This window comes from Pseudorhizobium sp. NPDC055634, from assembly GCF_053618655.1.
Window position 1 is genome coordinate 280,657 of sequence record NZ_JBSHHW010000001.1, and the last position, 19,332, is coordinate 299,988.

Below are 19,332 nucleotides of genomic sequence, written 5' to 3' on the forward strand. Positions count from 1 at the left end.
TGATTTGCATTAGCGTTGACAGACCAATTTTTCGCCGATAATGGTATTGCAACTTAATTGCAAAAGAGGTTCATTATCATCATGGCATCATCGCTTCTCCGCGGTCTCGCGCTCGCAGCACTGCTCTCGACGTCCGCGGTCTCCGCACTCGCCGACGACAAGACGAAGGTCGTCACGACCTTCACCGTGATCGCCGACATGGCGCGCAACGTCGCGGGGGAAGCCGCCGATGTGGAGAGCATCACCAAGCCCGGCGCCGAGATCCACAACTACCAGCCTACCCCGCACGACCTCTTGCGCGCCCGTGACGCCGACCTCGTCCTGCGAAACGGTCTCAACCTTGAACTCTGGTTCGACAAGTTCCTCGCCAATCTCGGCGATATCCCGAACGTTACCGTGTCCGAGGGGGTCGAACCGATGTCGATCGCCGGCGGCGCCTACGAGGGCAAGCCCAACCCGCACGCCTGGATGTCGCTCGACAACGCGGTGATCTACGTGGAGAACATCCGCAAGGCCCTGAGCGAGATCGACCCGGAAAACGCCGAAACCTATGCGGCGAACGCTGCGGCCTACACGCAAAAGCTGAAGGCCGCAGTGGAGCCGATCCGCGAGCAGCTCGCGGCACTGCCGGAAGAGCAGCGCTGGCTCGTCACCAGCGAGGGTGCATTCTCCTACCTCGCCCGCGATTTCGGCCTGAAGGAACTCTATCTCTGGCCGGTCAACGCCGACAGCCAGGGCACGCCCCAGCAGGTCCGCGCCGTGATCGATGCCGTACGGGAAAACAATATCAAGGTGATCTTCAGCGAGAGCACGGTTTCGTCCGATCCCGCCGAGCAGGTCGCGCGTGAAACCGGCGCTGCCTATGGCGGCGTCATCTACGTCGACTCGCTGAGCGAGGAAGACGGTCCGGTCCCCACCTATCTCGACCTCCTGTCGGTGACCGTCAACACCATTGCAAAGGGTCTCGCTTCATGATGATGGGCAAGGTGAAGCCTGCGGACGCCGGTCTCCTGGTCGACAATATCACGGTGGCCTACCGCAACGGCCTCACGGCCCTGCGCCATGCAAGCTTCACCGTTCCCAAGGGAACGATAACGGCACTTGTCGGGGTCAACGGCTCCGGCAAGTCCACGCTGTTCAAGGCGATCATGGGCTTCGTCCCCCTTGCCGAGGGGGCGGTGGAAATCCTCGGCATGCCGGCCCGCGAGGCCCTGCGGCGCAACCTCGTCGCCTATGTCCCCCAGGCGGAGGAAGTGGACTGGGACTTCCCCGTCCTGGTGGAGGACGTGGTGATGATGGGCCGCTACGGCCACATGAACTTCCTGCGCATCCCCTCCCGCCGCGACCACGACATGGTGACGGAAGCCCTCCGGCGCGTGAACATGCTGGACTACCGCAAGCGCCAGATCGGCGAACTCTCCGGCGGCCAGCGCAAGCGGGTCTTCCTCGCCCGTGCACTCGCCCAGGAAGGACAGATCATCCTGCTCGACGAACCCTTCACGGGCGTCGACGTCACCACCGAGGAACAGATCATCACGCTCCTCAAAAGCCTGCGCGACGAGGGCCGGGTGATGCTGGTTTCCACGCACAATCTCGGCAGCGTCCCGGACTTCTGCGACCGCACCGTCTTCGTGAAGGGCACGGTGCTGGCCTATGGCAGGACCGAGGACACGTTCACCGAAGCCAACCTGGAACTGGCCTTCGGCGGCGTGCTGCGCCACTTCATCCTGAGCGGCACGGACCTGCACGACGACGCCGACCCCCGGCATCTCAAGGTCATCAGCGACGACGAGCGGCCCTTCGTCCTCTATGGAGACAGGCAGCAGAAGCAGAAGGCGCAGGAAAATGCTCCAGACGCTTCTTGAGCCGTTCACCTACGAATACATGCGGAACGCCATCTGGGTCAGCGCTCTGGTCGGGGGCGTCTGCGGCTTCCTGTCCGCATACCTGATGCTCAAGGGCTGGTCGCTCATCGGCGACGCGCTCTCCCATTCCATCGTTCCGGGCGTCGCCGGCGCCTACATGCTGGGCCTGCCCTTCGCGCTCGGCGCATTCCTCTCCGGCGGACTTGCGGCCGGCGCCATGCTGTTCCTCAACCAGCGCACCCGGCTGAAGGAAGATGCCATCATCGGCCTGATCTTCACCTCCTTCTTCGGCCTCGGCCTCTTCATGGTCTCGCTTTCCCCGACCTCGGTGAACATCCAGACGATCGTGCTTGGAAACATCCTCGCCATCACGCCGGGCGACACGCTGCAGCTCGTCATCATCGGCGGCGTCAGCCTCGCGATCCTGGCGCTCAAGTGGAAGGACCTGATGGTCGCCTTCTTCGACGAGAACCACGCCCGAACGATCGGTCTCCGGCCGGACCTCCTTCGCCTGCTGTTCTTCACCCTGCTGTCCGCCTCGACCGTTGCCGCGCTCCAGACGGTCGGCGCCTTCCTCGTGGTCGCCATGGTGGTGACGCCGGGCGCGACCGCCTATCTGCTGACCGACCGGTTCCCGCGCGTCATCGGGCTTGCGCTCGGCATCGGTGCGGCGACCAGCTTCGTCGGCGCCTATCTCAGCTATTTCCTCGACGGAGCCACGGGAGGCATCATCGTCGTGCTGCAGACGGCCCTCTTCCTTCTCGCCTTCCTGTTCGCCCCGAAGCACGGCATGCTGGCGGCCCGCCGCCGGCTCCGCGTGACGCTGGAGGAGACGGCATGAGCAGCCTCGCCGACTTCATCGACCTCGCGACCTTCCCGTTCCAGATCGACTTCATGCAACGCGCCTTCATCGTGACGCTGATGATCGCCGTGCCGATGGCCATCCTCTCCTGCTTCCTGGTGCTGAAGGGCTGGTCGCTGATGGGGGACGCGGTCTCGCACGCCGTCTTTCCCGGTATCGTGCTCGCCTATATCTTCTCCATCCCGCTCGCCATTGGCGCCTTTGCGGCGGGGATGTTCTGTGCGCTCGCGACCGGCTTCCTGAAGGAGAACAGCCGCATCAAGGAGGATACGGTGCTCGGCATCGTGTTCTCGGGCATGTTCGGCCTCGGCCTCGTGCTCTACGTGAAGGTGCAGAGCGACGTTCACCTCGACCATATCCTGTTCGGTGACATGCTGGGCATCACCCCGTTCGACATGGCCGAGACGGCGCTCATCGCACTGGCGGCGACGCTCTTCCTGGTGATCTTCCGCAAGGATCTTCTTGTGCAGTCCTTCGACGAGCAGCACGCAAGGGCGATCGGCCTGCCGACCCGCCTCCTGCACTACGGCCTGCTCGCCGTCCTGTCGCTGGTCGTGGTCGGCGCCCTGAAGGCGGTCGGCATCATCCTGTCGATCGCGCTCCTGGTGGCGCCGGGAGCAATCGCCTTCCTGCTGACCCGGCGCTTCTCCGCCATGCTGCTTGTCGCGATCGCTGTTGCCGTCAGCGCCACCTTCATCGGCATCTACCTGAGCTTCTTCATCGACAGCGCGCCGGCACCGACCATCGTGCTGACCATGACCGCCATGTTCGTCCTTGCCTTCGTGAGAACGACGCTGGCCGCCAAGGCCCGGTCCGTGCCCGTCTGAAACGAAAAGAGGCGGCCTCTCGTCGAGAGACCGCCTCCTGTTCTTCGATGGCGCAGGGATCAGGCCGAAGCCAGTTCCTTCTTCACCATGGTCCTGAGCGCGACGAGATCCTTGGCGAAGGAACGGATACCCTCGGAAAGCTTTTCCGTCGCCATCGCGTCCTCGTTGAGCATCCAGCGGAAGCTCTTCTCGTCGAGCTTCTGCGCCGGCACCGCCTCGAACCGCTCGGGCGACAGCTTGCGCTCCAGCGTTCCCTGGTCCTTGTCGAGTTCGTCGAGCAGCGCGGGGCTGATCGTCAGCCGGTCGCAGCCGGCGAGCGCCTCGATCTCGCCCGCATTGCGGAACGACGCGCCCATGACGATCGTCTCGATGCCGTTGGCCTTGTAGTAGTTGTAGATCTGCCGCACCGACAGGACGCCCGGGTCGGTTTCCGCGGTATAGTCTTCGCCCGTCGACTTCTTGTACCAGTCGAGGATACGCCCGACGAAGGGCGAGATGAGGAAGACCTTGGCTTCGGCGCAGGCAATCGCCTGGGCCATGGAGAAGAGCAGCGTGAGGTTGCAGTCGATGCCTTCCTTCTGCAACACCTCGGCCGCCTTGATCCCTTCCCAGGTGGAAGCGAGCTTGATGAGGATGCGATCCCGCTCGATGCCGCGCTCCTTATAGGCGGCGACGATGGCACGGGCCTTCGCGATCGAGGCTTCGGTGTCGAAGGAGAGGTCGGCATCGACCTCCGTCGAAACGCGGCCGGGCACGAGTTCGGCAAGGGCTGCGCCCACCGAGATGGCGAGGCGGTCTGCGACCTCCGCCACGACGGCATCGGAGCCGCCGTTGCGGGCCTTGCCCCAGGAAATGGCTTCCTTCATTGCATCGGCGAACATCGGGGTCCCGAGCGCCTTGAGGACGATGGTCGGATTTGTCGTGCAATCCACCGGCTTCAGGCGGGCAACCGCCTCGATGTCGCCGGTATCGGCAACCACGGTGGTCATGGAGCGGAGCTGTTCGAGTTTCGACGTCATGCCGGAAATCCTTCGGATCGGGAGTAGGAGGCGGACCGCCGAACGGGGCGTCCTCTGATTGAACTATCACCAGCCGAACATGGCCAAGTCAAGACATTTGCTCAATGCGATCGACATAAGTATCATACTCAATAATGATCGGCAGTCGGGCGGAGACCACTTGGCAAAACTTCGACGTGAATCCCATCCCGGAATGGCGGAGGCGTCCGCACTCAGGCTGCGTGCGGCATGGCTCTACTATAACCAGGGCATGACGCAGAAGGACGTTGCCGAACGCCTCGGCGTGAGCCGGTCCACCGTAATCCGCATGCTTGACGAGGCGATGAAGCGTTCGGAAGTGCAGATATGGATCGACGCCGGCGTGGGGGATTGCCTGTCGCTGGCGACGCGGCTGGAACAGGCCTACGGGCTGGACGAGGCGATCGTCGTGCCGGCGCCGCCGCAGCAGGATGCGGACGCGCTCGCGAAGGCCGTGGGACTGGCGCTCGGGCAGTTTCTCTCCGAAGTCATCCACGACGACATGACGATCGGCGTCGGCTGGGGGCGCACGATGACGGCCTCGCTGGCGAGCTTCCGCCCGCCGCGCCGTGAAAACTGCAAGGTCGTCTCCCTGCTCGGCGGCATCGTCGCCGTGCACCAGACCAATCCGATTGACTATACCTGGCGGCTCGCCAGCCAGTTCGGCGCCGAATGCTACCTCTTCCTCGCCCCGCTACTGGTCGATTCCGTCGAGACCAAGCGCGCCCTGATCGAAAAATGTGGCCTGAAGTCGATCTACGACCTGGCCCAGCAGATGGACCTTGCCGTGGTCAGTTGCGGCGATATCGGCCCCCGCTCCACCTCGCTCTCCGAAGGCTTCATCTCGCGGACGGAACTGGGCGAACTGATCGCCGCCGGCTGCGTCTGCGACACCATGTTCAACTTCCTCGACGCCGAGGGCCGCTCGGTCGACCATCCGATCAACGAGCGGGTGATGTCTGTCGATCTCGACACGCTGAAGAAGGCAAGGCACATCGTGCTGTCCTCCGGTGGCGCTCACCGGGCGCTGGCAATCCGCGCCACGATCCGCCGGATCGGCTGCAATACGCTGATCACCGACGAGGCCGCGGCACGGGAACTCCTGAAGCTTGCCGAAGACGCCTAGCGGCAGCCTCCCGCCCCCTCTCCCCGCGCCGGCCCGCTAGAGATTGCCCGCTTCCCAGCCGAGGATGGCGCGCTTGCGCGTCAGCCCCCAGTGATATCCCGTGAGCGCACCGCTCTTGCCGAGCGCCCGGTGGCAGGGAACGACGAAGGAGATCGGGTTGCGCCCGATCGCGGCGCCGACGGCGCGGCTCGCGGCGGGCTGGCCGATATCGCGGGCGACGTCGGAATAGGTCACGGCCTTGCCGAACGGGATTTTCAAGAGGCTCTGCCATACCCGCACCTGGAAGTCGGAGCCGATCAGCACGACCTTCAGCGGCTGGCCGGACGACCATTGCGAGCGGTCGAAGATGCGCCGGACATAGGGCTCCGTCGCCTCCAGGTCCTCGACATAACCTGCATTCGGCCAGCGACGGACCATGTCGTCGAGGCACGCCTTCTCGCTGCCGAAATCGGCAAAGGCGAGCCCGGCGAGGCCGCGATCGGTCGCCATCACCAGCGCGACGCCGAAGGGCGAGGGATGGAAGCCGTAGCGGATGGTAAGCCCGCCGCCCCTCGCCTTCCACTCACCCGGCGACATCGCCTCATGCGTCACGAAAAGATCGTGCAGCCGCCCCGGCCCGGAAAGTCCCACTTCGTAGGATGTCTCAAGGAGCGGCAGGCCCTCCTTGCCGAGCAGCCGCTTGGCGTGGTCAAGGGTCACCGCCTGCAGGAAGGCTTTGGGAGACAGGCCCGCCCAGCGGGTGAAGACCTTCTGCAACTGCGTCGGCGACTGGCCGAGTTCGGCCGCGATCGCATCGAGCGAGGGCTGGGCGCGGTAGTCGAGCGAGATGAGTTCGATGACCCGCCGGACGGTCTCGTAGTCGCCGCCTTCCGGCGTCACGTCGCGAGCAGGTTCCGCAAGCTGTGCCAATCCGTTCATCGTGTTTCTCCTTTGCCGGAAGAATGCCGCAGCCGCAGGGGAGAAACCACCCGTTTCTTGTCGGTTCAAAGCCTTTGCGTCACCGTCGCAAGCGCGCTGCGGAACGCCTTCGCGAAGCTCTCGCGGTCGTCCGGGTTGAGGAAGGAGCCGATATCCGTCCGGTGCCCCTCCCCCGTCACATACATGGAGGTGATGCCGAACTCGTCATGCCGGTTGACGCCGAAACGGGCCCAGAAGGGATTGAAGCGATGCTCGACCATGCGGCCGGTGGGGGAGAACTTGCGGATCGAGAGCCTCGTCCGCGTCACCGTCACCTCCTCGCGAGCCCGGCCGGAGCGATAGCTCATCATGAAGGCGACGTAGAGCGCGATGAAGTCGATCCCGAGGAAGATGCCGATCGGCCAGGCTCCGGTCACCAGGAAGAACACGCCGTGGACGAAGCAGATGCCGCCGGTCAGGATCAGCAGGACGTGAAATCCCTTTCGCCCGAGCGAACGGTGGGGTGTGAGTTCGGCAGCGAAAACGGGTTGCTCATCGCGCATCTGCACGTTGCCTTTCCTCGCAAGCACTGGCTATAGAAACGATATGGCCCTTCCGAAATCAAAGTCCAGCGCGGCTTCTCCACAAAAGTCCAGCCCCGCCGCGGCAGCTGCCCGACGGCATATCCGAAGCCGGTATTCGAAGGCGGAGATGGAGGAAATCTTCCGCAGGTTCTCCGTCCAGCGGCCGGAGCCGAAGGGCGAACTCGAGCATACCAATCCGTTCACGCTGCTGGTGGCGGTTGCACTGTCGGCCCAGGCGACGGACGCCGGTGTCAACAAGGCGACGCGCGGCCTCTTCGAGGTCGCGGACACGCCTCAGAAGATGCTGGCGCTCGGCGAAGAGGGGGTCATCCAGCATATCAAGACGATCGGCCTCTATCGCAACAAGGCCAAGAATGTCATCGCCCTGTCGCGAATGCTGATCGAGAATTTCGGCGGGGAAGTCCCCAAGACGCGCGAGGAGCTCGTGACGCTGCCCGGCGTCGGCCGCAAGACCGCGAACGTGGTGATGTCCATGGCCTTCGGCATCCCGACGCTCGCCGTCGATACCCATGTCTTCCGCATTGCGAACCGTCTGCTGATGGCGCCGGGCAAGACGCCGGACGAAGTCGAGGAGCGTTTCCTCAAGGTCATCCCGAAGCAGTATCTCTTCCATGCGCATCACTGGCTGATCCTGCACGGCCGCTATACCTGCAAGGCCCGAAAGCCGGAATGCGAGCATTGCGTGATCGCCGATCTCTGCAAGTCGCCGGAAAAGACCTGCGACGTGCCCGCCCCACTGGTCGAACTGCCGCCGCAGCGGATCGGCGAGACGGTCGGCGACGTTTAGGGCGACGGCCCGGCCCGGCTACCGGGTATGGGCTCGGATGACCTCGATGAAGGCGTCGCCATAGCGTTCCAGCTTCGACTGGCCCACGCCCGAGATGGACAGAAGCGCCTCCCCGCTCGTCGGCCGGCTGGTGGCGAAGGCGACGAGCGTCGTGTCGGGAAAGACGACATAGGGCGGCACCGAAAGCGACTTGGCGATCTCCAGCCGCGTCCGGCGCAATTCCTCGAACAGTTCCATGTCGGCCCCCTCGAGCGTCGACCGGCTGGCGCCTGACGCGGATGCCGCCGCCCTGCCGGATCGGCCCGTCTTCGGACGGTCCCTGCGGAAGTGGACCTCCCGCTCGCGCCGGAAGACGGCCCGGGCGTCCGGTTCGAGCTTCAGCGCACCGAAAGCCTCGTGATCGACGCTGACGAGCCCCGCGGCGAGAAGCTGCCGGTAGACGGACTGCCAGGTTCTAACCGGCAGGTCCTTGCCCGCGCCGAAGACCGGCATGTCCACATGGCCGAAGCGGATGGTCTTCTCGTTCTCGTTGCCGGTGAGGACGTCGATCAGGTGGCCCGTCCCGAACCGCTCGCCCGTGCGGTAGATGGCCGCGAGCGCCTTGATCGCTGCCTCCGTCCCGTCCCAGGTATCGACCGGCTTCAGGCAGGTATCGCAATTGCCGCAGCCGCCCGGATGCGCCTCCCCGAAATGCGCCAGGATTGCCTTGCGGCGGCAGCCGGCCGTTTCGCAGATGCCGAGCAGCGCATTCAGCTTGGCCCGCTCGACGCGCTTGATCTCGTCGCTCGACCCGGCCCCGTCGATCATCCGGCCGCGCTGGATGACATCGGCCATTCCGTAGGCCATCCAGACCTCCGACGGCAGCCCGTCGCGCCCGGCCCGTCCGGTCTCCTGGTAATAGGCTTCCACCGAGCCCGGGAGATCGAGATGCGCGACATAGCGCACGTTCGGCTTGTCGATGCCCATTCCGAAGGCGACGGTCGCCACCAGGCAAAGCTCCTCCTCCTTGAGGAAGGCATCCTGGTTGGCATCCCGCACCGCGCGATCCATGCCGGCATGATAGGCAAGCGCCCTTATGCCCTTTTCATTCAGCCATTCGGCGGTCTCTTCCACCTTGGCGCGCGACAGGCAATAGACGATCCCGCTCGATCCCCGATGGCGCGACAGGAACTGCAGCAACTGCTGCCGGGGCTGGTCCCGCTCGACGATTTCGTAGGCGATGTTCGGCCGGTCGAAGGAGGTCGTGAACACTTCCGCTCCGCCAAGACCCAGCCTCTCGATGATGTCCTCGCGCGTATGCGGGTCAGCGGTCGCCGTAAGGGCAATGCGCGGCACGCCGGCAAAGAGTTCGCCGAGCAATCCCAGTTCCCGGTATTCCGGCCGGAAGTCGTGCCCCCACTGGCTGACGCAATGGGCTTCGTCGATGGCAAAGAGCGCAATCCGCGATCGTCCGATCATCTCCCGGAAGGCCGAGGTGACGATCCGCTCGGGCGTCACATAGAGAAGATCGAGCGCGCCTTCGGCCAGTGCCCGGCGCACGCCGGCGAACTCCTCGGCGGAGAGCGAGGAATTGAGGGCGGCCGCGCGGACGCCGAGCTGACGTAGCGCCTCGACCTGGTCCCGCATCAGCGCGATCAGCGGCGAGACGACGACCCCGACGCCGTCGCGGCAGAGCGCCGGGACCTGGAAGCAGAGCGATTTGCCCGCGCCGGTCGGGAAGAGAACGACGGCGTCCCCGCCCGCCACGACGCGCTCGATGACGGCCGCCTGCTTGCCGCGGAAGCTGTCATAGCCGTAGACGTGCCGCAGAACCGCTAGCGGGTCTCTCGTCGAACCGGGTTCGAAGAGGGCGGAACTGGCAGTGCTGGCTTTGGGCATGGAAAGGCTTTCGCGGGAGAAGCCTTCCTTCTCCCACACCGGCTGCCGCCTTCGCAAGGCGCAAGCCGCCCTCCGTCAACAGTTCATCTGACCGCGACCGGCGCCAGGCGGAAGGCAGGGTCGCGACGGGAAATCTTCTTGTGGAGATGCACCATCAGCCCGGCAGCGAAGAGCGGCGTCAGCAGGTTGACGATCGGGATGGCCAGGAAGCCGGCGATCAGAAGGCCCGCCAGGAAGACCGTACCGCGATGCTTGGAGCGGAAGGCCCGCGCCTCCGGCGGCGTGCGGAAGCGCATGGCGGCGAACTCGAAGAACTCGCGCCCCAGCAGGTAGCCGTTCACGAGGAAGAAGGCGACGAGGTTTATTCCGGGGACGAAGAGCAGCAGCAGGGCGACGATATTGCCGGCGATCACGACGCCGAGGAACTGCAGCGAACTGATGATGGCGCGGCCGAGCGGCATGGCTCGTCCGGCCGCGTCGGCCGGATAGTCGCGCTTCTCCACCACTTCAGCGACATCGTCCAGGAAGAGGCCGGCAATGAGGGCGGTGATCGGCGCGATGAGGAGCGCGAGCGCAAGCGCAAGCCCGACGCCCGCGAAGATCGCCGCGATGAAGGTGAGCCAGCCCGCCCAGTCGGGGACGTCCGGCATGTAGAGCGCAAACCAGGGCCAGACAACGGAGACGAAGGTCTGCCGCAGCGCAAGCCAAAGGCCGATGAGAACGAGGATGGTGAGCCCGAGGACCTTCCAGAAGACCGAGCGCGTCTCCGGCGCAAAGAGGTTGAGGAGCGACAGGCGGGCGGCGTCGAGGATCATGAAGCGTCTCCGGTTGCCGCAAGCATGTAGGTTCCCGGACGCTGGCGAGCAAGCGCCGCCCCCATACCGTCATTCCTCTCCACCGGCTCCAAGCGATGCGCCGGGCAGGTAGAGCAGGATCGGGCGGATTTCGTAGACGGCCGTCGGATTGGCGCCCTGAAGCTCGCGCGCGCGGCGGCGATCGCCCCGTCCATGTCGGGGAAGTCGACCACGTAGAAGCCCAGCAGCTGTTCCTTCGTCTCGGCGAACGGCCCGTCCGTCACCGGCGCGTCGCCCTTGCCGCGGAGCGTCACAGCCTGCGCCGTGGGCCCGAGGCGGGCCGCGGGACCGAGGGATCCGTCCGCCACCAGCCGATCGTTGATGCTCAGCAGTTCGCCCATGAGGGCGGCGTCTTCCTCCGCGCTCCAGGACTGGACGACGGTTTCCGCATGATAGGCGAGGATCGCGAAATACATGGACAACACCTCCCGGATAGGCCGCGTTCTGGCGGCGGATTAATGGATATCGTTCAGTTCGTCGCGATGTCGGATCATCGCCAGGAACCGCCGGTAGTCGCGGTCATAGGCGCCGGCGCGCCCGGCATCGGGAAAGTAGTCCCGCTCGGCGGCCGCCATGGCGCGTCCGGCCGTCGCGAGGTCCGGATGTAGCCCACCTCCCGCGGCGGCCGTCATGGCGGTCCCGAGGAGAACGGCGTCCTGCGTTTGCGGGACGATTACCTTGCGGCCCGTGACATCGGCATAGAGTTCGAGGAGGAGCGGGTTATGGGCGTGGCCGCCGGTGACGTGCAGCGTCTCGAAGCGGTAGCCGTATTGCTCCATGGCCTCGAGGATGTGCCGGATACCCAGCACGATCGCCACGCAGCTGCGCCAATAGAGGCGGCAGAGACCGTCGAAGGATGTGTCAAGGGTAAGCCCGCTGATGACGCCTTTCACATGCGGATCGGCAAGGGGCGAACGGTTCCCGTGGAAATCGGGCAGGACATGCAGGTCGCCGGCAAAATCGCCGCCCTGCTCCGCCCGCAACTCTTGCACGCGCGCGGCAATCCGGGCGTGGATGTCCCGGTCCGGCTCGCCGCCGGCGGCATGCATCCGCACCACATGGTCGAGGAGCGCACCGGTTGCCGACTGGCCGCCTTCCACCAGCCAGCGGCCTGGAAGAAGCGCCTCGTAATAGGGCCCCCAGATGCTCTGGCCGGGCTTGGCTTCTGCCGCGAACGAGACGATGCAGCTCGAGGTGCCGCCGATCAGCGCGACGGAGCGATCGAGGGCCGCGCCCTCCTCCACCCCGCCGAGGACGCCGAAGGCGCCGGCATAGGCGTCGATCAGCCCCGACGTTACCCGGCAGCCGGTATCGAGCCCCAGTTCCCCGGCCGCGACCGGCGACAACTGCCCGACTACGGAGCCGGCCGGCACCGTATCGGTCGGCAGGCCGCCGCGCTCGATGAGATCCTCCAGCCCGGCGAGAGCCAGGAAATCCTGCTGCCAGCCCTCGTCCCGATGCGCCAGGAAGTTCCATTTCGCCGTCAGCGTGCAGCGTGATCGCGCGGGCGAGCCCGTCGCCCGCCATGTCATGAAGTCGGCGAGGTCGAAGAAATATCCGGCCCGCTCCCATGACCGGGGCAGGTGGCGCTTCAGCCACAGGAGCTTCGGCATCTCCATTTCCGGGGAAAGCGAGCCGCCGGAATAATCCAGCACCGCATGGCCGGTGGCCGAAAGCTCCTCGGCCTCGGCGATCGCCCTATGGTCGAGCCAGACGATCGTGTCGAAGCGATCCTCGCCGGTCGTGGAGACGGTGAGTTGCCGCCCGTCGCGATCGCGCGCAACCAGCGAGCAGGTCGCGTCGAAACCGAGCGCCGCGACCCGGTCCGCTGCAAGGTTTGCCTCCGTCATCGCCGCGCGAACGGCCAGGCAGGCCGCCCGCCAGATGTCCTCTGAATCATGCTCCGCGTGGTTGTCGAGGGGACGCCGCATGACGATCGGGTACGTCGCGCGGGCGAGAAGCCGTCCCTCGGCATCGAACACGCCGGCGCGGGCGCTGGTCGTGCCGATATCGACAGCAACGACGTGATCTCGCATTCGTGCGTGTTCCCTGCCCCTTGAGCCCTTCGGCCGCTCCTCCTCGCCGCTATCCGCCGCGATGCGAACGATGCCTGTCCGGGCCTTCCATGTGTTTGCGGACAAGGTGGATCAAATCCGGCATGGCGTCAAACACCGCGTCCGGGGAAAGGGCCGCGATGCGCTCGATATATCCCGGCGCTCCGGCATGCGAACCGCCGGTGAAGGCGAAGACGGTCATCCCTGCCCTTTGCGCTGCCTCAATGCCTGCCGGACTATCCTCGATCACGATGCAATCCGTGGCCTCTGCCCCTATGGCGCCGGCCGCATGGAGGAAGAGATCGGGCGCCGGCTTGCCGTGCTCGACCATGCTGGCGCTGAAGATATGCGGCTCGAAGCGCTCCAGCAGGCCGGTGAGGCCGAGGGAGAGGCGAATACGCTCCGGCTGGCTGGAGGACGCGACGCATCGGGGGCAATCGAGCGCGTCGAGCGTCTCGGCGACGCCCCTCACCGGCTTCAGGCTATGGCAAAACCGGTCGTAGAGCGCGCGGCGAAGGTCGTCGAGAAAGGCCGCGTCGATGCTGTGGTCGAAATCGTCGTGCAGGATCTGCGCGAGCGTGGAAAGGCTGCGGCCCAGGAACCGGGCATAGGCCTCGCCCTCGCCGATCACCACGCCGCGACGGTTGAGCGCCTCGACCAGCACGTTGACCGAGAGCGGCTCGCTGTCGACCAGCACGCCGTCGCAGTCGAAGATCAACAGTGGTCGCGACGCCTCCACCAGTTCCTTGCCCCCTCAGGTCGCCAGAGCATCGGAGAGATAGAGCTCCAGAGTTTTGGCCGTCCCCTCGGCCCAGAGCGTCCTTACCGCGTGCGAGAAACGGCGGCGGAACAGCTCCGAATGGGCAACCTCTCCGAAAATCTCGTCGAACACAAGGAAGGCTTCCGGATTGTCCCGGGCCTGCCTGGCCGCCGCCTGCAGCTTCTCGGCGCTGGTGTCGTTGAAGACGATCGGCTTGCCGCTGTCCGTCGTGCCTTCGAAATAGCGGCACCAGAGCGCCGAGACGAGCGACAGGCCGATGATGTCCTTGCCCTGCGCCAGCCGGTCGGCGGTGGACGGCAGGATGAACTTCGGCTGCCGGTTCGAACCGTCCTGCGCCAGCCGCGGGATCGTGTCGCCGATCTTCGGGTTGGCGAAGCGCCGTTCGATCAGGCCGTAGTACTCGTTGAGGTCCGTATCCGGCACCGGCGGCACGATCGGGATGATCTCCTCCTTCTCCAGCTTTGCCAGGAAGGCGCGGATCAGCGGATGCTCCATCGCCTCATGGACGAAATGGATGTCGAGGAGCGCGGCCGGGTAGGCGATCGCCGCATGCCCTCCGTTGAGGATGCGGATCTTCATGTGCTCGTAGGGTGCCACGTCCGGCACGAACTGGACGCCCACTTCCTCGAGCGGCGGCCGGCCGGCCGGAAAGTTGTCCTCCATCACCCACTGCTTGAATTCCTCGCAGAAGACCGGCCAGTTGTCGTCGATCCCGAATGTATCGCGCAGCAGGGCGATCTCGCGTTCTCCGGTCGCCGGGGTGATGCGGTCCACCATCGAATTGGGGAACGCGACGTTATCGGCGATCCACTGGGCGAATGCCGGATCGGAAAGCGCCGCGACGCCCACCACGGCGTTTTCCGTCACCTCGCCGTTTCCGGGAATGTTGTCGCAGGACATGATGGTGAAGGGCGCGAGCCCCGCTTGCCTCCTGCGCTTCAGCCCGGCAACGATGAGCCCGAAGACCGTCGTCGGCTTGTCGGGATTCTGTCCGTCGTGGAAGATCGCCGGATGGCCGGGATTGAACTCCCCCGAGGCATCGATGAAATAGCCGCCCTCTGTGATCGTCATCGACACGATGCGGATGCGCGGATCGGCGAGCGCGGCGATGATCTTGCCGGTATCGGAGGGTGCGATGATGTCGATCATCGGTGCGGTGACCCGCGCCGCCGTGCGGTTGTTGTCCTGCTCGACGACGGTCGTCAGGAAATCCTGTTCGGCAAGTTTCTCGCGCATCAGCGCATCCGACGGCATGACCCCGGCGCCGACGATCGCCCAGTCCAGGCCGTGGCCCTTGTTGAACAGGTCGTCGAGATAGACCGCCTGATGCGCCCGGTGGAAATTGCCGACGCCGAAATGAAGGATGCCCGGCTTCAGCATGATCGGATCATAGGCCGGCACGGCGGCCCGATGGGCGATCTCGCCCAGTGCCGAGGAGGATAGTCTTACGGTCATTGCTTGCTCCACTCCGACGCTAGATCGCGAGTCCCTCTTCATCGAACCGATGAAGCTTCGCCTCGTTCGGCGTCAAATATACGGTCTCGCCGTGGCGCGCCCCGAACTCCCCGTCGCAACGCGCGTTGATCTGGCCGATCCCGGGAACGTCGACATGCAGGAACGTGTCCGATCCGAGGTGCTCGGCAACCTTGACCGTGCCGTTCCACAACCCGCTCTCCTTGGAGAGGGCAAGGTGCTCCGGGCGGATGCCGACGGTTCGGGCCCCCTTCCCGCGGGCGAAGTCCCCCTCGATGAGATTCATGCGGGGCGAACCGATGAAGCCGGCCACGAAGAGGTTGCGCGGCCTTGAATAGAGGTCGAGCGGCGAACCGACCTGCTCGATGTTTCCGCGGTTCAGCACGACGATCTTGTCGGCCATGGTCATCGCCTCGACCTGGTCGTGCGTGACGTAGATCATCGTCGTGTTCAGTTCGTTGTGCAGTTCGCTGATCTCCAACCGCATCGTGCCGCGGAGCGCCGCGTCGAGGTTGGAAAGCGGCTCGTCGAACAGGAAGGCCGAAGGTTCGCGCACGATCGCGCGCCCGATCGCGACGCGCTGTCGCTGGCCGCCCGAAAGCTGCGACGGACGGCGCTCCAGGTAGTCGGTGAGGTTGAGGATGCCCGCGGCTTCCTGGACCTTCCGCTCGATCACGGCCTTGTCCACCTTGGCCATCTTCAGCGGGAAGGCGATGTTGTTGCGCACGCTCATGTGCGGATAGAGCGCGTAGGACTGGAACACCATGGCGAGCCCGCGCTGTGCCGGCGCGTTATGCGTCACGTCCTGTCCGTCGATCAGGATCTGCCCGCCGCTGACATCCTCCAGCCCGGCGATCAGCCGCAGGAGCGTGGACTTGCCGCAACCGGACGGACCGACGAAGACGACGAACTCGCCGTCCTTGATCTCCAGGTCGATCGAGGGAATGACCTTGGCTTCGCCGAAAGCTTTCGAAACCTTCCTGAGGGTAATGCTGCCCATCTCCGTCTTCCTTACTTAACCGCGCCGAAGGTCAGGCCGCGAACGAGTTGCTTCTGGCTGAACCAGCCGAGGATGAGGATCGGCGCGATGGCCATGGTCGAGGCCGCCGACAGCTTCGCCCAGAACAGTCCCTGGGGGCTGGAGAAGGAGGCGATGAAGGCGGTAAGCGGCGCCGCATTGGTGGTGGTCAGCCGGATGGTCCAGAAACTCTCGTTCCAGGCAAGGATGATGTTGAGGAGGAGGGTCGAGGCGATCCCCGGTACCGCCATCGGCGTCAGCACGTAGACGATCTCCTGCCAGAGCCCCGCCCCGTCCATGCGCGCCGCCTCCAGGATCTCGCCCGGTATCTCGCGGAAGTAGGTGTAGAGCATCCAGACCACGATCGGCAGGTTGATGAGCGTCAGCATGATCGTCAGCCCGATGCGGGTATCGAGCAGGCCGAAATCACGGAACATCAGGTAGATCGGCACGAGGACGGCAACGGCCGGCATCATCTTCGTGGAGAGCATCCACATCAGCACATCCTTCGTGCGCCTGGTCGGAGAGAAGGCCATGGCCCAGGCGGCGGGAATGGCGATGATGAGCGCCAGTATCGTCGACCCGACCGACAGGACCACCGAGTTCATGAACGGCTTGATGTAGTCCCGCTGGGTCTGGACGGTTACGTAGTTCTCGAACGTGCCGGAGGGAATGAGGCTGAAGCCCGCGATCGCCTCCGGCTCCGTCTTGAGGCTGGTGACCAGGGTGTAGAGGATCGGAAAGAAGATCAGCAGCGCGACCAGCCATGCGGCGGCGGTGGCGATGATCTTGTGGCGGGTGGTGACGGCGCGTGCCATTCTCGTTCCCCCTATCGGTCCAGGTTCCGCCCGACCGCGCGCATCAGGAAGATGGCGACGATGTTGGCGAGGATGATGGCGATGATGCCGCCCGCCGATGCGCCGCCGACGTCGTAGCCGAGAAGCGCGGTGCGGTAGATCAGGAACGGCAGGTTGGTGGAGGCATAGCCCGGCCCGCCATTGGTGGTGACCAGGATTTCGGCATAGACGCCGAGCAGGAAGATCGTCTGGATCAGGATGACGACGGTGATCGCCCGGGCGAGATGCGGCAGCGTGAGGTAGATGAAGCGGTTGAGGAAATTCGCGCCGTCCATCTCCGCGGCTTCCTTCTGCTCGCTGTCAAGCGACTGGAGCGCGGTGAGCAGGATCAGCGTGGCGAACGGCAGCCATTGCCATGCGACGATGATGACGATCGCGAGCAGCGGATACTGCGCGAACCAGTCGATCGGCCGCAGTCCGAAGAAGCGGCTGACATCGGCCAGGACCCCGTAGCCCGGATGCATGATCATGTTCTTCCACACCAGTGCCGCCACCGGCGGCATGACGAAGAAGGGCGAGATCACCAGGATGCGGACGATCCCCTGACCGAAGATCGGCTGGTCGAGAAGAAGCGCGATCAGCGTTCCCCCGATCACGGTGATCAGCAACACGCCACCGACGATGACCAGCGTGTTCCAGATGGACTGGAAGAAGGCCGGGTCCGAATAGAAATACTGGTAGTTGAACAGGCCGGCGAAGCTGACATTGGCCGGATTGAGGAGGTTGTAGTTCTGGAACGAGAACCACAGCGTCATCGACAGGGGCACGATCATCCAGACCAGGAGAAGGATGACGGACGGCGCCATCATCAGGCGAGCCAGCCCCTTGGTATTTTGCGTTGCCATGGCGAAGCCCTCCTCAAAATTCCGCGCGACTTGCGGCGGAACGCCCCCGTCGCGCCCGTACCTTGCTGGTCCGAGGTGGAAATGGAAAGGGCCGCCCGGCCCGTGACCGGGCGGCAAGGTGCTCGGGAGGTCTTACTTGATGTAGCCGGCGCGGGTCATCTCGCGCACGGTCGCCGACTGGGCCTGGGCGAGCGCGTCGTCGACCGACGACTGCCCGGCCACGACAGCCGAGAACAGCTGTCCGACATTCGTTCCTATCGCCTGGAATTCCGGGATCGCGACGAACTGGCCGCCCGTATAGGGCACCGGCTGGACGGTCGGCTTGGTGATGTCGGCAGCCTGCATCGCCGCAAGCGTCGGCTCGGCGAACGGAGCCGCCTTCTTGTACTCCTCGTTTTCATAGAGGGAGGTACGGGTTCCCGGAGGAACGTTCGCCCAGCCTTCGTTGGAAGCGACGAGGTCGGTGTAGTCCTTGCTGGTCGCCCAGGCGATGAACTTCTTGGCGGCGTCCACCTTCTGCGAGCTTGCCGGGATGGCGAGGTTCCAGGACCACAGCCAGTTGCCGTGGTTGTTCACGCCGTCCTTGGAGGGGAAGATCGCATAGCCGACCTTGTCGGCGACGGTGGAATCCTTCGGGTTGGACACGAAGGACGCAGCCACGGTCGCGTCGATCCACATGCCGCACTTGCCCTGCTGGAAGAGCGTCAGGTTCTCGTTGAAGCCGTTCGAAGACGCACCAGACGGGCCGGCATCCTTCATCAGGTCGACATAGAACTGCAGCGCTTCCTTCCACTCGGGCTGGTCGAACTGCGGCTGCCAGTTTTCGTCGAACCAGCGACCGCCGAACGAGTTGGTCAGCGCCGTGACGAAGGCCATGTTCTCGCCCCAGCCGGCCTTGCCGCGAAGGCAGATGCCGTTGATGTCCGTGTCGCGATCGGTGATCTTGCGGGCCGCCTCGCCGATGAACTCCCAGGTCGGGTTGTCGGGCATTTCGAGCCCGGCCTTCTCGAACAGGTCCGTGCGGTACATGATCATCGCCGACTCGCCGTAGAACGGCGCCGCGTAGAGCTTGTCCTCGACCGTCAGGCCGCCGCGGATCGCCGGCAGTAGGTCATCGACGTCATAGCTGTCGCCCAGCTCCGAAAGCTCGGTCAGCCAGCCCTGCTTCGCCCAGATCGGAACCTCGTAATTGCCGATCGTCATGATGTCGTACTGGCCGCCGGAGGTCGCAATGTCCGTCGTCACGCGCTCGCGCAGGACGTTCTCTTCCAGGGTGACCCACTCGATCTGGATGTCGGGGTTCTTCGAGGTGAACTCCTCCGTCAGGCCCTGCATGCGGATCATGTCGCCATTGTTGACGGTTGCGATGGTGATGGTTTCGGCCGATGCCGTACCGGCAAGAGCCAGCGCCGAGCACGCGCCCAGCAGAATCGTCTTCAAAGTCATATCTTCCTCCCGAAGATTGAACGAGCATTCGCTTTGCCCATGGGCAATTACTCATTCATGGAACGGCGAAGTCAATTCAGAATCCGTGCTGCGCCGCAACGCATATCGCAAGCGGTTGAA

Annotated in this window: 18 protein-coding genes and 1 pseudogene; 6 read left to right on the plus strand and 13 right to left on the minus strand. The window is 64.8% G+C overall.

All coding sequences use genetic code 11. The features are described from left to right. The first annotated feature begins 81 nt into the window (after positions 1-81). The 4 genes from ACWGPT_RS01430 to ACWGPT_RS01445 are packed head-to-tail and all read left to right on the plus strand — an operon-like array spanning position 82 to position 3,554. Positions 82-975, plus strand: coding sequence for a metal ABC transporter substrate-binding protein (locus ACWGPT_RS01430; RefSeq protein ID WP_452603783.1), 894 nt, complete (start codon positions 82-84; stop codon positions 973-975). Further along, the gene (locus ACWGPT_RS01435) at positions 972-1,865 is read left to right on the plus strand and encodes a manganese/iron ABC transporter ATP-binding protein (RefSeq protein WP_452603784.1); all 894 of its coding nucleotides are present in this window, start codon (positions 972-974) and stop codon (positions 1,863-1,865) included. Before ACWGPT_RS01430 ends, ACWGPT_RS01435 begins: the two co-directional genes overlap by 4 nt. Continuing rightward, positions 1,846-2,706, plus strand: a complete 861-nt coding sequence (locus ACWGPT_RS01440; RefSeq protein WP_452603785.1) for a metal ABC transporter permease — start codon at positions 1,846-1,848, stop codon at positions 2,704-2,706. The genes ACWGPT_RS01435 and ACWGPT_RS01440 overlap by 20 nt, the downstream gene beginning before the upstream one ends. Beyond that, entirely contained in the window at positions 2,703-3,554 is an 852-nt protein-coding gene (locus tag ACWGPT_RS01445; RefSeq protein ID WP_452603786.1) for a metal ABC transporter permease, read from the plus strand. The genes ACWGPT_RS01440 and ACWGPT_RS01445 overlap by 4 nt, the downstream gene beginning before the upstream one ends. Positions 3,555-3,613: 59 nt before the next feature. Here the strand turns inward: ACWGPT_RS01445 and tal are convergent, their stop codons facing one another. Then, the gene (gene tal / locus ACWGPT_RS01450) at positions 3,614-4,573 is read right to left on the minus strand and encodes a transaldolase (RefSeq protein WP_452603787.1); all 960 of its coding nucleotides are present in this window, start codon (positions 4,571-4,573) and stop codon (positions 3,614-3,616) included. Positions 4,574-4,733: 160 nt separating this feature from the next. Here tal and ACWGPT_RS01455 point away from each other — a divergent pair, with 160 nt between their 5' ends. Further along, positions 4,734-5,717: a sugar-binding transcriptional regulator gene (locus tag ACWGPT_RS01455; protein ID WP_452603788.1), complete on the plus strand. Its 984-nt coding sequence runs from the start codon at positions 4,734-4,736 to the stop codon at positions 5,715-5,717. Positions 5,718-5,753: 36 nt separating this feature from the next. On the opposite strand, the gene ACWGPT_RS01460 is transcribed toward ACWGPT_RS01455, so the two are convergent. Both ACWGPT_RS01460 and ACWGPT_RS01465 read right to left on the minus strand, forming a co-directional pair. Continuing rightward, positions 5,754-6,635 (minus strand): methylated-DNA--[protein]-cysteine S-methyltransferase, encoded by an 882-nt coding sequence (locus tag ACWGPT_RS01460; RefSeq protein ID WP_452603789.1) that lies wholly within the window; start codon positions 6,633-6,635, stop codon positions 5,754-5,756. Positions 6,636-6,700: 65 nt separating this feature from the next. Then, a complete protein-coding gene (locus ACWGPT_RS01465; protein ID WP_452604091.1) occupies positions 6,701-7,177 on the minus strand; it encodes a DUF2244 domain-containing protein in 477 nt (158 codons plus the stop codon). A gap of 43 nt (positions 7,178-7,220) precedes the next feature. Between ACWGPT_RS01465 and nth the strand changes: the two genes are divergently transcribed. Then, positions 7,221-8,006 (plus strand): endonuclease III, encoded by a 786-nt coding sequence (gene nth / locus ACWGPT_RS01470; protein ID WP_452603790.1) that lies wholly within the window; start codon positions 7,221-7,223, stop codon positions 8,004-8,006. Between the two features lie 18 nt (positions 8,007-8,024). On the opposite strand, the gene recQ is transcribed toward nth, so the two are convergent. From recQ to ACWGPT_RS01520, 10 genes and pseudogenes are all read right to left on the minus strand, one after another. Further along, entirely contained in the window at positions 8,025-9,884 is a 1,860-nt protein-coding gene (recQ, locus tag ACWGPT_RS01475) for a DNA helicase RecQ (protein WP_452604092.1), read from the minus strand. 83 nt (positions 9,885-9,967) lie between these two features. Then, positions 9,968-10,699, minus strand: a complete 732-nt coding sequence (locus tag ACWGPT_RS01480; protein ID WP_452603791.1) for a sulfate transporter family protein — start codon at positions 10,697-10,699, stop codon at positions 9,968-9,970. 69 nt (positions 10,700-10,768) lie between these two features. Then, positions 10,769-11,154: pseudogene (locus ACWGPT_RS01485) on the minus strand (YciI family protein). A gap of 39 nt (positions 11,155-11,193) precedes the next feature. After that, positions 11,194-12,774: an FGGY-family carbohydrate kinase gene (locus tag ACWGPT_RS01490; protein WP_452603792.1), complete on the minus strand. Its 1,581-nt coding sequence runs from the start codon at positions 12,772-12,774 to the stop codon at positions 11,194-11,196. Between the two features lie 49 nt (positions 12,775-12,823). Then, positions 12,824-13,534, minus strand: coding sequence for an HAD family hydrolase (locus ACWGPT_RS01495; RefSeq protein ID WP_452604093.1), 711 nt, complete (start codon positions 13,532-13,534; stop codon positions 12,824-12,826). Between the two features lie 12 nt (positions 13,535-13,546). Beyond that, a complete protein-coding gene (locus ACWGPT_RS01500; RefSeq protein ID WP_452603793.1) occupies positions 13,547-15,028 on the minus strand; it encodes a mannitol dehydrogenase family protein in 1,482 nt (493 codons plus the stop codon). Positions 15,029-15,047: 19 nt separating this feature from the next. Then, positions 15,048-16,046 carry an ABC transporter ATP-binding protein gene (locus ACWGPT_RS01505; RefSeq protein ID WP_452603794.1) on the minus strand — a complete coding sequence of 333 codons (999 nt, stop codon included), beginning with the start codon at positions 16,044-16,046 and terminating at the stop codon, positions 15,048-15,050. Between the two features lie 11 nt (positions 16,047-16,057). Further along, positions 16,058-16,882: a carbohydrate ABC transporter permease gene (locus ACWGPT_RS01510; RefSeq protein ID WP_452603795.1), complete on the minus strand. Its 825-nt coding sequence runs from the start codon at positions 16,880-16,882 to the stop codon at positions 16,058-16,060. Between the two features lie 11 nt (positions 16,883-16,893). Further along, on the minus strand, positions 16,894-17,766 hold the full coding sequence (locus tag ACWGPT_RS01515) for a carbohydrate ABC transporter permease (RefSeq protein WP_452603796.1): 873 nt from the start codon (positions 17,764-17,766) through the stop codon (positions 16,894-16,896). Between the two features lie 132 nt (positions 17,767-17,898). After that, the gene (locus ACWGPT_RS01520) at positions 17,899-19,212 is read right to left on the minus strand and encodes an ABC transporter substrate-binding protein (RefSeq protein WP_452603797.1); all 1,314 of its coding nucleotides are present in this window, start codon (positions 19,210-19,212) and stop codon (positions 17,899-17,901) included. Positions 19,213-19,332: the final 120 nt, after the last annotated feature.

Coding starts and splice junctions, on each gene's coding strand:
- ACWGPT_RS01500 (WP_452603793.1), bottom strand. CDS start 15,028: ATGACCGTAAGACTATCCTCCTCGGCACTGGGCGAGATCGCCCATCGG.
- ACWGPT_RS01490 (WP_452603792.1), bottom strand. CDS start 12,774: ATGCGAGATCACGTCGTTGCTGTCGATATCGGCACGACCAGCGCCCGC.
- ACWGPT_RS01435 (WP_452603784.1), top strand. CDS start 972: ATGATGATGGGCAAGGTGAAGCCTGCGGACGCCGGTCTCCTGGTCGAC.
- ACWGPT_RS01465 (WP_452604091.1), bottom strand. CDS start 7,177: ATGCGCGATGAGCAACCCGTTTTCGCTGCCGAACTCACACCCCACCGT.
- ACWGPT_RS01510 (WP_452603795.1), bottom strand. CDS start 16,882: ATGGCACGCGCCGTCACCACCCGCCACAAGATCATCGCCACCGCCGCC.
- tal (WP_452603787.1), bottom strand. CDS start 4,573: ATGACGTCGAAACTCGAACAGCTCCGCTCCATGACCACCGTGGTTGCC.
- ACWGPT_RS01480 (WP_452603791.1), bottom strand. CDS start 10,699: ATGATCCTCGACGCCGCCCGCCTGTCGCTCCTCAACCTCTTTGCGCCG.
- nth (WP_452603790.1), top strand. CDS start 7,221: ATGGCCCTTCCGAAATCAAAGTCCAGCGCGGCTTCTCCACAAAAGTCC.
- ACWGPT_RS01430 (WP_452603783.1), top strand. CDS start 82: ATGGCATCATCGCTTCTCCGCGGTCTCGCGCTCGCAGCACTGCTCTCG.
- ACWGPT_RS01505 (WP_452603794.1), bottom strand. CDS start 16,046: ATGGGCAGCATTACCCTCAGGAAGGTTTCGAAAGCTTTCGGCGAAGCC.
- ACWGPT_RS01440 (WP_452603785.1), top strand. CDS start 1,846: ATGCTCCAGACGCTTCTTGAGCCGTTCACCTACGAATACATGCGGAAC.
- ACWGPT_RS01460 (WP_452603789.1), bottom strand. CDS start 6,635: ATGAACGGATTGGCACAGCTTGCGGAACCTGCTCGCGACGTGACGCCG.
- ACWGPT_RS01445 (WP_452603786.1), top strand. CDS start 2,703: ATGAGCAGCCTCGCCGACTTCATCGACCTCGCGACCTTCCCGTTCCAG.
- ACWGPT_RS01520 (WP_452603797.1), bottom strand. CDS start 19,212: ATGACTTTGAAGACGATTCTGCTGGGCGCGTGCTCGGCGCTGGCTCTT.
- ACWGPT_RS01515 (WP_452603796.1), bottom strand. CDS start 17,766: ATGGCAACGCAAAATACCAAGGGGCTGGCTCGCCTGATGATGGCGCCG.
- recQ (WP_452604092.1), bottom strand. CDS start 9,884: ATGCCCAAAGCCAGCACTGCCAGTTCCGCCCTCTTCGAACCCGGTTCG.